The following is an 11,920-nucleotide window of genomic DNA, read 5'->3' as shown; positions in this document are numbered from 1 at the left end:
GGGCGGCCACGTTCTGGAGCATGGCCCGCAGGTCTTTCAAGTCCAGCAGCAACTGGCCTTCGTCGTCGGCGACCTTGAACACCAGGGTCAGCACCCCCTCCTGCGTGTCGTTCAATTCCAGGATGCGCGACAGCAGCAGCGGCCCCATATCGGTGATGGTGGCCCGCACCGGCAGCCCTTGCTCGCCAAATACGTCCCACAGCGTGACCGGGCTGGCGGCCCAGGCGGGTTCGGCCAGCCCCAGGCTTTTCAGGCGCTCGGCGAGCTTTGGACTGGCCGAGCCCGCCTGCGAAATACCGGTCAGGTCGCCCTTCACGTCGGCCATGAAGACCGGCGTGCCGATGCGGGAGAACGATTCGGCCAGCACCTGCAGGGTGACGGTCTTGCCCGTGCCGGTGGCGCCGGTGATGCATCCATGCCGGTTGGCCAGGGCGGGCAATAGCGCCAGCTCGGCCTGTGCGTTTTTGGCAATGACGATGGGGTTGGGCATGTGCAGCGCTCCGGACCAGGAATCAGTGGGATGCCCAAGTGTAGAGCTTGCCGCCCGGCTTGTGCGCGTGGCAATAAGGACACACGCGCGGCCCTCCCGGGCGCGCGGACCGCCGGCACGGTAAAATGCCGCTTTTGCAGACAATTTATCCTGGGAAGCCATGGCCGGACACAGCAAATGGGCCAATATTCAGCACCGCAAAGGGCGTCAAGACGCCAAGCGCGGAAAGCTCTGGACCAAGATCATTCGTGAAATCACCGTGGCGGCGCGCGCCGGCGGCCCCGACCCGGACAGCAACCCGCGCTTGCGCATGGCCTGGGACAAGGCGACCGACGCCAACATGCCCAAGGACAACATCCAGCGCGCCATCCAGCGTGGCGCGGGCGGCGCCGACGGCGACGCCTATGAGGAAGTCCGCTACGAAGGCTACGGCATCGGCGGCGCGGCGGTCATCGTCGATTGCATGACCGACAACCGCACGCGCACCGTGGCGGAAGTCCGCCACGCCTTCGCCAAGAACGGCGGCAACCTTGGCCAGGAAGGCTCGGTGGCCTTCATGTTCAAGCACTGCGGCCAATTCGTGTTCGCCCCCGGCACGCCGGAAGACAAGGTCATGGAAGCCGCGCTGGAAGCGGGCGCCGAAGACGTCGTGACCGACGAAGAAGGCGTGATCGAAGTCGTTTGCGCACCGGCCGACTACGCCGCCGTCCGCAAGGCGTTCGACGACGCCGGCCTGAAGGCCGAAGTCGACGGTATTGTCATGAAGGCCCTGAACGAAACCGAGCTGGCCGGCGACGACGCCATCAAGATGCAGAAACTGCTCGACGCCCTGGAAGGCCTGGACGACGTGCAGGAAGTCTATACGACCGTCATTTTCGACGAAGCGCAGTAAATCCCTCCTGTTGACGCGCGGGCGGCCCATGCCGCCGGCGCGCCAGTGGCAACCTTCAGACTCACGCAACATGAAACTCCTGGTTATTGGCTCGGGCGGCCGCGAACATGCCCTCGCCTGGCGGCTGGCCCGCTCCCCGCGCGTACACAAGGTGTTCGTCGCGCCGGGCAACGGCGGCACGCAACGGGCCGAGCAGATGGAAAACATCGCGCTCACCAATGCCGAGGAATTGGCTGATTTCGTCCAGCGCGAGGGCATCGCCCTGACGGTCGTCGGCCCGGAAGCGCCCCTGGCTGCGGGCGTCGTGGACGTGTTCCGCGCCCGTGGCCTGAAGATCTTTGGCCCCACCAAGGCCGCCGCGCAGTTGGAAAGCTCGAAGGACTACGCCAAGGCCTTCATGGTCCGGCACAACATCCCGACCGCCCGCTACGAGACGTTCACCGATCCGGCCCTGGCCCACGCCTATATCGATAAGGAAGGCGCCCCGATCGTGATCAAGGCCGATGGCCTGGCCGCCGGCAAGGGCGTCGTGGTCGCCACCACGCTGGAAGAGGCCCACGCCGCCGTCGACGCCATGCTGGGCGACGGCTCGATGGGCGCCGCCGGCGCGCGCGTCGTCATCGAAGAATGCCTGGTCGGCGAAGAGGCCAGCTTCATCGTCATGTGCGACGGCCGCAACGTGCTGGCGCTGGCGACCAGTCAGGACCACAAGCGCCTGCAGGATGGTGACCAGGGCCCCAATACGGGCGGCATGGGCGCCTATTCGCCCGCCCCGGTGGTCACGCCCGAACTTCATCACCGCATCATGCGCGAAATCATCCTGCCGACCGTGCAGGGCATGACGCGCGACGGCATCCCCTATACGGGCTTTTTGTACGCCGGCCTGATGATCGCCCCCGGCGATGATCCCGACCGCGCCATCAAGACCCTGGAATTCAACTGCCGCATGGGCGACCCCGAAACGCAGCCCATCATGATGCGCGTCAAGAGCGACCTGCTGGACGCCCTTGAGCACGCCGTGGAAGGCACGCTGAACCAGGCCGACATCGTCTGGGACCGCCGCACGGCGCTTGGCGTGGTGCTGGCCTCGCACAACTACCCGAACACCCCGCGCACGGGCGACGCGATCCGCGGCCTGCCCGCCGACGCTGAAGACTGCATGGTCTTTCACGCCGCCACCGAACTCGACGGCGACGAAACCAAGACCACCGGCGGCCGCGTGCTTTGCGTCACGGCGCTGGGCGACTCGGTCAAAATGGCGCGCGACCGCGTATACGAAGCCATCGACGGCATCCATTTCGATGGCCGCCAGTACCGCAGCGACATCGGCTGGCGCGCGCTAAAGCCGTCCCAGCAAAAGCCCAAACCCCAAGCCTGAACGGAAAGCGATAGATGAACGCCTTGCCCGTCGCCACCGTCCGCGACTACTTCACCGGCTTGCAGGCCCGCATCGTCGGCGCCCTGGAAGCAGCGGAAGGCAGCGCCTTCCGTGCCGATGAATGGGTCCGGCCCGAAGGCGGCGGCGGCCTGTCGCGTCTGCTTGAAGGCGGCAAGCTGTTCGAGCGGGCGGGCGTGCTGTTCAGCCACGTCAAGGGCACGAAGCTGCCCCCGTCCGCCAGCGCCCACCGCCCGGAACTGGCGGGGCGCGGCTGGGAAGCCATGGGCGTGTCGATGGTGCTGCACCCGCGCAACCCCTATGTACCCACGACGCACATGAATGTGCGGATGTTCATGGCGGCGGCCCGCCCCGGTCATGCCGAATCCGACGTTTTCTGGTTTGGCGGCGGCATCGACCTGACCCCCTATTACCCCTTCGAAGAAGACGCCCGGCATTTCCATACCGTTTGCCGGGACGCGCTCGCCGTGCACGGCGCCGAATACTATCCGCGCTACAAGCGTTGGTGCGACGAGTACTTCTTCTTGAAGCACCGCAATGAAACGCGCGGCATCGGCGGGATATTCTTCGACGACCTGAACGCCCCCGGGTTCGACGCTTCGTTCGCCCTGACCCGTTCGGTCGGCGACGCCTTCCTGCCCAGCTACCTGCCCATCGTCGAACGCCGCCGAGAGCTTGCCTACACCGAGCGCGAGCGCGACTTCCAGGCCTACCGCCGCGGCCGCTACGTCGAATTCAACCTGGTCTTTGACCGCGGCACGCTATTCGGGCTGCAATCGGGCGGCCGCACCGAGTCCATCCTGCTTTCCATGCCGCCGCTGGCGCAGTGGCGTTACGATTGGCAGCCGGAAGCCGGCACCCCCGAAGCGGAACTTGCCGCCTACCTGACGCCACGGGACTGGGTTTGAAGCGCATCGGTCTCCTGGGCGGCAGTTTCGACCCCGTCCACGTCGCACACGTCGCATTGGCGCGCAATGCCTTGCAGACTCTCGGCCTGGCGGCAGTCCAACTTATCCCCGCCGCCAATCCCTGGCAACGCGCGGCGCTGCACGCCACCGGCGAACAACGCTGCGACATGCTTGAACTGGCCATCGCGGGCCAGGACGGCCTGGTCGTCAATCCGATCGAAATCGAACGCGGCGGCCCCACTTACACGATCGACACGTTGCGCGCCCTGCCCGGCGACGCGCGCTATGTCTGGTTGCTGGGCGCCGACCAATTGGCCAATTTCTGCACCTGGCGCAACTGGCGAGACATCGCCAGCCTGGTGGATTTGGCGGTGGCGACCCGCCCCGGCACACCGTTGAAGCCTCCGGCAGAACTCTCCGCCTGGCTGGACGAACATGGGCACCGCCTGGAAGAACTGCCCTTTGCCCCGATGGCGGTATCCGCCTCCGAGATCCGCCGGCGCCTCGCCGCCGGTGAATCCACCGACGGCCTGCTGCCCCCCGCTGTCGCTGCTTATATTGCGGCGCACCAGCTTTACCGATAAACCCACACCCGCCGGGCGCCCAAAGCGCCACGGAGCCGGCATCCGCCGTCCGTCCGCGGGTTATATTTGCAGCTATGGATATAACGAAACTCCAACGCGCCGTCATCGATGCCCTCGAAGACGTCAAGGCGCAAGACATCAAGGTCTACAACACCACGCATCTGACGAGCCTGTTCGATCGCGTCGTGATTGCAAGCGCCACCTCCAACCGCCAGACCCGTGCCCTCGCCTCCAGCGTGGCAGACAGCGGCCGCGCACTGAGCTTGTCCGGCATCACCATCGAAGGCGAGGACACCGGTGAATGGGTTGTCGTCGACTTGGGCGACGTCGTCGTGCACATCATGCAGCCCGCCATCCGCCAGTACTACAACCTGGAAGAGATCTGGGGCGGCAAGCCGGTGCGCGTGAAGCTCCTGCCCGAATCCACCCGCGCAGCGCCGATCCCCACCGACAGCGGCTACGACGACGCCGAAAGCTGAGTCCTGCCGTGAAACTGATCGTTGCGGCCGTGGGCACGCGGATGCCGGACTGGGTGGAGACCGCCTGGGCCGACTACGCCAAACGCCTTCCGGCCGATTGCGCGCTGGAATTGCGCGAGATCAAGCCTGAACCCCGCACCACCGGCAAGACGCCGGCGCAGATGATGGCGGCGGAAGCCAAGCGCATCGAAGCCGCGTTGCCCGCTGGCGCATTGCGCCTGGCGCTGGATGAACGCGGCCGCGACCTCACCACGATGGCCTTGTCGCAAAAGCTGGAACAGTGGCGAGCAGGCGGGCAAGACGTTGCATTCCTCGTCGGCGGCCCGGATGGCCTGGACGCCGACCTGAAGGCGTCCTGCAGCGGGCAATTGCGCCTGTCGTCGCTGACGTTGCCCCACCCCATGGTGCGCGTGGTGCTGGCCGAGCAGCTCTACCGCGCCTGGGCCATCATGACCAACCACCCCTACCACCGCGCCTGACCGCTGGTCGGGCCGACGCCCATCCCGTTCCCGCATGTCTCAGACCACCGGCTCCGAATCCCCCGCCCGCCTCTACCTTGCCTCGGCCAGTCCGCGGCGACGCGAATTGCTGACGCAAATCGGCCTGGCCCACGAGGTCCTGCGGGTGCCTGCGCCGCCTGGCGAAGACGAACCCCAGCATCCCGGCGAAAGCGCCGCCGACTACGTGCGGCGCACCGCAAGCGACAAGGCCTTGCGCGGACGCGACTGGATGCGCAGCCAGGCATTGCCGACGCTGCCGCTCTTGGCGGCGGACACCACGGTCGTCCTGGATGGCGTCGTGTTGGCCAAGCCGGCCGACCGCGACGATGCCATGCGCATCCTGCGTGCCCTGTCCGGCGCGACGCACGACGTGCACACCGCTGTCGCCGTCTGGGCTGGCAATCAATTGCTGGAAGCCGTTTCCATCACGCAAGTCCGCATGCGCGAGCTGACCGACGATGAAATCGGCCGCTATTGCGACAGCGGTGAACCCTTCGGCAAGGCCGGCGCCTATGGCATCCAGGGCTTGGCCGGCACCTTCATCGCCCATATCTCCGGTAGCTACACCGGCGTAATGGGCTTGCCGCTGTTTGAAACGGCCAACTTGCTGCGGGCCGCGGGCATCCAGACGCCCTGAGCGACTGGCCCCGCGAATCAGGCCGTGTGGCTCAGCGGCGTCTGGGCCGGCGCAGCGGCCTGAGGCGTCTCGGGCAGCGCGGGCGCCTGACCATCCAGCGCCGCGTGCAACTGTTCCTGATCCAATTCGCCTTCCCAGCGGGCGACCACGACGGCAGCCGTCGCGTTGCCGACCAGGTTCGTCAGCGCCCGGCATTCCGACATGAAGCGGTCCACGCCCAGGATCAGCGTCATGCCGGCGATCGGCACGGACGGCACCACCGACAAGGTCGCGGCCAACGTAATGAATCCCGCGCCCGTGACACCGGCGGCGCCCTTGGAGCTCAGCATCGCAACGGCCAGCAGCAGGATCTGATCGCCCAGCGACAAGGGAATATCGCAAGCCTGCGCGATGAACAGCGCCGCCATCGTCATATAGATGTTGGTGCCGTCCAGATTGAACGAGTATCCCGTGGGCACGACCAGCCCGACCACGGACTTGGAACAACCGGCGCGCTCCATCTTCTGCATCAGGGTGGGCAGCGCGGCTTCCGACGAGCTCGTGCCCAGCACCAGCAGCAGTTCCTCGCGAATGTAACGCACCAGCTTCAGGATCGAGAAGCCGTTGTAGCGGGCGACCAGGCCCAGCACCACCACCACGAAAAGCACCGCCGTGGCGTAGAACGTGCCGACCAGCATCGCCAGGTTCACGACCGACTTGATGCCGTACTTGCCGATGGTGAACGCCATCGCGCCAAACGCGCCGATCGGGGCCGCCTTCATCAAGATGGCGACCAGCTTGAAGATGGGCTGCGCCAATGCCGTCATGAAGTTCAGAATGGGCTTGCCGCGCTCGCCCACCATCGCCAGCGCAATGCCGAACAGCACCGCCACGAACAGCACCTGAAGGATGTCACCCCCCACGAAGGGGCTGAAGATCGTCGTCGGGATGATGTTCATCAGGAAGCCTGTGATGGTCGAATCGTGGGCCTTCGCCACGTACGTTGCCACCGCCTTCTGATCCAGCGTACTGGGGTCGATATGCATGCCGGCGCCCGGCTGAACCAGATGGCTGACCAGCATGCCCATGATCAGCGCCAGCGTCGAGAAAGTCAGGAAGTACAGCATGGCCTTGCCCGCCACGCGGCCGACCTTCTTCAAGTCGCTCATGGCGGCGATGCCGGATGCCACGGTCAGGAAAATCACCGGGGCGATGATCATCTTCACCAGCTTGATGAAGGCGTCGCCCAGCGGCTGCATCTGCTGCCCGAGTTCAGGCTTGAACGCGCCCAGCAAAACGCCCACCACGATGGCGAAAATCACCTGCACATAAAGGATTTGATAGAACTTGAGCTTGCGCGCGGGCGCGCCGTGATCCACGTCGATCATTGGGTTTGTCCCCACCAATGCTCCTTGCCCCGGGCGATTGAGCGCGGCGGGCGACGGAGCGTTATCTGTTTTGTGGCATTGCGTTATCGCCGCAAGCCATTTCACCGAACGGTCGACGCCCGGCTTGCCTTGATATACGCAAACGCCATGCCAGATGAGAAAAAGTGCGGCAGCGCCGCCAAGCCATTGATATATCGCTGTTTCCTTTAGATCCCGGGCAGCCTTTCACGCTGAGCAAGGCGGAAACCCGCACAGAAAACAGATAAAATGTGCGAAAAACCGCACACATCATGCCCCACCCCGCCTCCCCGTCTTCGCCCGGCCGCCCTGGCTGGAATGCCGCTCCGCTGCCGCCGCCTCGGCGGCCGCCGGCCAACAGGTCGTGGATACGCCGGACCGCCATGATCCTCATAGCCGCCGGTCTTGTATTCGGCGTGCTGCACGTCGCCACGCAGTGGGCACGCGACGGTGCCGTCAAGGCGGCGGCCGTCCAAGCGCGGGCTGCCGGCCAGATCAATGCCGCCTTGCTACGCAACAACCTCGACAAATTCCGGGCACTGCCTTTCGTCTTGACGCGAGACGTCGACGTGCGGGCAGCCTTGCAGGGCGCATCCGACGCGCAGATCGAATCGCTGGACGAAAAGCTCGACACGCTCAGTCGTGGCGTCGGCGCTTCCGCCATCTACTTGCTCGACAAGAAAGGCCTGGCCATCGCGGCCAGCAACTGGCGCGAACCCGCCACGTTCGTCGGTGTCGACTACCAGTTCCGGCCTTATTTCCAAGGCGCCGTCACGCGCGGCTTCGCCGAACACTTCGCGTTGGGCACGGTCAGCCATGAAGCCGGCCTGTATCTGTCACGGCGAATCGATGACGCCCACGGCGGGCTCTTGGGCGTCATCGTGCTGAAGGTGGATTTCCGCGATCTCGAGTCCGACTGGCGCCAGTCCATCGCCCCGATCTTCGTGACCGACGAGCACGGCGTGGTGTTATTGGGCAGCATTCCCGACTGGCGCTTCGCCGTCCTGGCGCCGCTCGCGCCCGGCTTGGCGCAAAGCCTGCGCGCCAGCCTGCAATTCGGCGACGCCATATTCCGGCCCCTGCCACTGTCGCCAGCGCTCGCGCCGGTCAGCACTGGCGACCTGGTGCGCACCGACGCCGCCGTGCCGCCGTTGCCCAAGGGCGCACCGTTGTTGCACACGACGCTCCCCATCGTGGAATCGCCTGGCTGGACATTGCATTTGTTGTCGCCCGTGCAAACCGCGATGACCCAGGCCAGCGCCAACGCCCAATTAGGTGCGTTGCTGGCCCTTAGCCTGCTGGCTGCGGCACTCGGCATCGTGCTGGTCAGGCGCCAGCGCCACCGCGAACGTGCCGGACAGCACGCGGCCGTCCAGGCGCAATTGGCGGCGCTGGTGGACGAACGCACGGCCCAATTGCTGGACGTGAACGAGCAACTGATCACCGAAATGGACGAGCGCCAGCGCACCGAAGTCAGGTTGCACACGATGCAGGATGAACTCGTTCAAGCCACCAAGCTTGCGCTGCTGGGCCAGGTGGCCGCCGGCGTCGCGCACGAGATCAATCAACCCGTCGCCGCTATTCGCGTCTACGCAGACAACGCAATCGAATTCCTTCGACGCCAGGACGCCGGTTCGGTGCAAGAGAACCTTGGCACCATTGCCACGCTGACCGAACGCATCGGCCAGATTACCGGTGAACTGCGCGCGTTTTCACGCAAGGCCGGCGCCTCGGTGGGGCCCACCCGACTGAAAGAGGCGCTGGATGGCGCCTTGTTGCTGGTCGGTCCGCGGGCCCGTCGTCAGGGCGTCACGCTTCAACGTCCACCCGAAGCGCAGGACTTTCTGGTCCGCGCTAACCGCGTCCGGCTGGAGCAAGTGCTGGTCAACCTGCTTCAGAACGCACTGGAAGCGCTGGAAGGTCGGCCGGAAGGCCGCGTCATTGTCGCCCTTCAAGACCTGGGCGCAACGGTGCAGGTCCATGTCAGCGACAACGGCCCGGGCCTGTCGCCAGACGCCAGGGCGCGGCTGTTCACGCCATTTCATACAAGCAAACCGGAAGGCCTGGGCTTGGGGCTGGTTATTTGCCGCGACATCGTCACCGAGTTCGGTGGCGAATTGCGCGCGGCGCATCCCACCGACCCAGGCTTTCCGACTCCACACGGTCCTCAGCAGGGGGCCATGTTCACCTTGACGCTGCAAAAGGCAGCCCCCGGAACCTCTCTTTCGGCCCTAACGCCATGACCCGCGCCCCTGACTTCACCGCCTCAGCATCGGCGTCTGCCCCGGCATCAGCGGACAACCGCTCCGCCTCGGCGGCCCCTCCTCGTGTCGTCTTCATCGATGACGACGAAGACCTACGGCGGGCAAACGTCCAGACCCTGAAACTGCATGGCATCGCGGTGGAGGCCTACGGCTCCGCCCGTGCCGCGCTTTCCCATCTGGACCGGGATTTCGACGGTGTGGTGGTGACCGACATCCGCATGCCCGATATCGATGGCCTGCAGCTATTCCATCGTTTGCGAGATATCGACCCCGAACTCCCCGTCATCCTCATCACAGGCCATGGCGATATCGCCACCGCCGTGCAGTGCATGCGTGACGGCGCCTACGATTTCCTGGCCAAGCCTTTTCCGCCCGACCGGCTCCTGACTGCAATCGCTCATGCCGCCGAAAAACGGCGGCTGGTGCTCGAGAACCGGCGTCTGCGCGAAGCTGCGTTCGCGTTGGAAGCCGACGACATGCCGTTCATCGGCGCCACACCGGCCATGCAACGCATCAAGCAGACGCTGCGGCACATTGCAGACGCAGATGTCGACGTGCTGGTCGAAGGCGAGACAGGCACCGGCAAGGAAGTCGTGGCCACCGCGCTCCATCGCCTCAGTCGCCGCCGGCATCGCGCACTCGTTGCCATCAACTGCGGCGCCTTGCCCGAAAGCGTCATCGAAAGCGAGCTATTCGGACATGAAGCCGGCGCCTTCACCGGCGCGCAGAAAAAGCGCATTGGCCGCATCGAACACGCCAGCGGTGGTACGTTATTCCTGGACGAAATCGAAAGCATGCCCTTGGCCGTACAGGTCAAGCTGCTGCGTGTGCTCGAATCTCGCCAGATCACCCCGCTGGGCAGCAATGACGTCCGCAATCTGGATCTACGCGTTGTCGCGGCCACGAAAGAAGACCTGGGAAGTCCCGCCATTCGTGGCAAGTTTCGCGAAGACCTGTTCTATCGGCTCAATGTCGTCACGATCCGCATTCCGCCCCTGCGAGAACGCCGTGACGACATCCCCCTACTCTTCGCCCACTATCTTGGCCATGCGTCGCGCCGCTTCAACCGCGACATCCCGGACATGCCGGCTTCGATGAAGCAATACGTCATGACGCACGATTGGCCAGGCAATGTCCGGGAACTCGCCCATTTCGCTGAACGCGTGGTCCTGGGCGTATTGAACAGCCCGGCTTTCGACCCCCCTCCTGCGCCCGATGCCGCGCAAAGCCTGCCGGAACGGATGGAGCGTTTCGAAGCGCAACTCATACGCGACGCGCTGTCCGCGCATCAAGGCGACATCAAAGCTACGCTGGAGTCGCTGGGCATTCCTCGCAAGACCTTCTACGACAAGCTTCAACGCCACGGCATTGATCGTCAGCAGTACTTGCGCGGCCAGGATTAAGCAGCGCTGCCCGCTCCCGACAGAAAGGCACCATGAATCTCCCTCCCGTCGTTTTCCCCGCCGCGCTCATCCCCCAAAGGCCACGTCCGCTCCCTGTTGTGCTCATCACGCCAAGGCTGCGCCTGGTACCTGCGGCAGTGTCCTATGCCGACAGCGTTCGGACCTATTTGCTGGAGAATCAGAACTATCTGCAACCCTGGGAGCCGTTGCGCCATGCCGCCTTTTTCGAACCCTATGCCGTCGCCGAACGGCTACAAGAAATGGCTCAGCGAAACATCAACCAAGACGCGCTGCACTTGTTGTTGTTCGGCCAAGGATCCGATGAGCTCGTTGGCGTCTGCAACTTCACCAATATCGTGCGGGGTGCATTCCAGGCGTGCCATTTGGGTTACTCAATTGCCGAACGATGCCAAGGCCAAGGTCTGATGCGCGAGGGTTTAACGGCAGCCATCGAGCACGTCTTCCAGAACCTGAAGCTGCACCGAATCATGGCGAATTACCGCCCGGAAAATACGCGCAGCGCCTGCCTGCTGTCCCGCCTGGGTTTCCAGCGCGAAGGAGAGGCACGGTCATATCTGCAAATAAACGGAGCCTGGTGCGATCACGTGCTGACCGCGCTGATAAACCCTGCTGATCGTTAGCCGCACCAAATAAAAACCCCCTCACGGCGTCAGCCGCGAGGGGGTTTCTTTATCCGGGTTGCGTGCATCGCATTCCTTTCGCCCAAAGACAAAACCCCACAGGATTACCTGTGGGGTTTTGCGGAATAAAAGCCTGACGATGACCTACTTTCACAGACGTCCGTCCACTATCATCGGCGCGAAGGCGTTTCACTGTCCTGTTCGGGATGGGAAGGAGTGGTACCACCTTGCTATGGTCGTCAGGCGTAACTGGTTGAGCTGCTGCGCGTTAACGCAACCGCTCCAATCTTGGAAGAAACACAACGTGTGGATGATCAGAGACTAGCTCGATGATCATGCAC

At 64.5% G+C, this 11,920-nt stretch carries 12 protein-coding genes and 1 rRNA gene; 10 read left to right on the top strand and 3 right to left on the bottom strand.

From position 1 onward, the window contains the following. On the bottom strand, nucleotides 1-490 hold a 490-nt coding region (locus ACE039_RS23825), incomplete at its 3' end, for a helicase HerA-like domain-containing protein (RefSeq protein ID WP_485823493.1). A gap of 160 nt (nucleotides 491-650) precedes the next feature. Between ACE039_RS23825 and ACE039_RS23820 the strand changes: the two genes are divergently transcribed. From ACE039_RS23820 to ACE039_RS23790, 7 genes are all read left to right on the top strand, one after another. Continuing rightward, nucleotides 651-1,382: a YebC/PmpR family DNA-binding transcriptional regulator gene (locus tag ACE039_RS23820; RefSeq protein WP_105560029.1), complete on the top strand. Its 732-nt coding sequence runs from the start codon at nucleotides 651-653 to the stop codon at nucleotides 1,380-1,382. A 70-nt stretch (nucleotides 1,383-1,452) separates the two neighbouring features. Beyond that, nucleotides 1,453-2,760 (top strand): phosphoribosylamine--glycine ligase, encoded by a 1,308-nt coding sequence (gene purD, locus ACE039_RS23815; RefSeq protein ID WP_448709436.1) that lies wholly within the window; start codon nucleotides 1,453-1,455, stop codon nucleotides 2,758-2,760. A gap of 14 nt (nucleotides 2,761-2,774) precedes the next feature. Continuing rightward, nucleotides 2,775-3,686, top strand: coding sequence for an oxygen-dependent coproporphyrinogen oxidase (hemF, locus tag ACE039_RS23810; protein ID WP_485811900.1), 912 nt, complete (start codon nucleotides 2,775-2,777; stop codon nucleotides 3,684-3,686). Then, nucleotides 3,683-4,270 (top strand): nicotinate (nicotinamide) nucleotide adenylyltransferase, encoded by a 588-nt coding sequence (gene nadD, locus ACE039_RS23805; RefSeq protein ID WP_448708696.1) that lies wholly within the window; start codon nucleotides 3,683-3,685, stop codon nucleotides 4,268-4,270. Before hemF ends, nadD begins: the two co-directional genes overlap by 4 nt. 74 nt (nucleotides 4,271-4,344) lie before the next feature. Then, nucleotides 4,345-4,749 carry a ribosome silencing factor gene (gene rsfS, locus ACE039_RS23800; RefSeq protein ID WP_105560033.1) on the top strand — a complete coding sequence of 135 codons (405 nt, stop codon included), beginning with the start codon at nucleotides 4,345-4,347 and terminating at the stop codon, nucleotides 4,747-4,749. Nucleotides 4,750-4,757: 8 nt separating this feature from the next. Continuing rightward, entirely contained in the window at nucleotides 4,758-5,228 is a 471-nt protein-coding gene (rlmH, locus tag ACE039_RS23795; protein WP_050449060.1) for a 23S rRNA (pseudouridine(1915)-N(3))-methyltransferase RlmH, read from the top strand. Nucleotides 5,229-5,262: 34 nt separating this feature from the next. Further along, a complete protein-coding gene (locus tag ACE039_RS23790) occupies nucleotides 5,263-5,886 on the top strand; it encodes a Maf family protein (RefSeq protein ID WP_485823492.1) in 624 nt (207 codons plus the stop codon). Nucleotides 5,887-5,903: 17 nt separating this feature from the next. On the opposite strand, the gene ACE039_RS23785 is transcribed toward ACE039_RS23790, so the two are convergent. Continuing rightward, entirely contained in the window at nucleotides 5,904-7,253 is a 1,350-nt protein-coding gene (locus tag ACE039_RS23785; RefSeq protein WP_313464390.1) for a dicarboxylate/amino acid:cation symporter, read from the bottom strand. 401 nt (nucleotides 7,254-7,654) lie between these two features. Between ACE039_RS23785 and ACE039_RS23780 the strand changes: the two genes are divergently transcribed. From ACE039_RS23780 to ACE039_RS23770, 3 genes are read left to right on the top strand one after another with little or no spacing between them, the layout of a single operon-like run. Continuing rightward, nucleotides 7,655-9,514, top strand: a complete 1,860-nt coding sequence (locus ACE039_RS23780) for a sensor histidine kinase (RefSeq protein WP_485823491.1) — start codon at nucleotides 7,655-7,657, stop codon at nucleotides 9,512-9,514. Continuing rightward, complete coding sequence (locus ACE039_RS23775) at nucleotides 9,511-10,938, top strand: sigma-54-dependent transcriptional regulator (RefSeq protein WP_485823490.1); 1,428 nt, start codon at nucleotides 9,511-9,513, stop codon at nucleotides 10,936-10,938. Before ACE039_RS23780 ends, ACE039_RS23775 begins: the two co-directional genes overlap by 4 nt. A 32-nt stretch (nucleotides 10,939-10,970) precedes the next feature. Further along, nucleotides 10,971-11,579: a GNAT family N-acetyltransferase gene (locus ACE039_RS23770; RefSeq protein ID WP_485823489.1), complete on the top strand. Its 609-nt coding sequence runs from the start codon at nucleotides 10,971-10,973 to the stop codon at nucleotides 11,577-11,579. Nucleotides 11,580-11,710: 131 nt separating this feature from the next. On the opposite strand, the gene rrf is transcribed toward ACE039_RS23770, so the two are convergent. Further along, nucleotides 11,711-11,823 (bottom strand): 5S ribosomal RNA (rrf, locus tag ACE039_RS23765). Between the last annotated feature and the right edge of the window lie 97 nt (nucleotides 11,824-11,920).

Source organism: Achromobacter maghribensis, from assembly GCF_057334215.1.
This window is presented reverse-complemented; position numbering and strand designations above follow the sequence as displayed.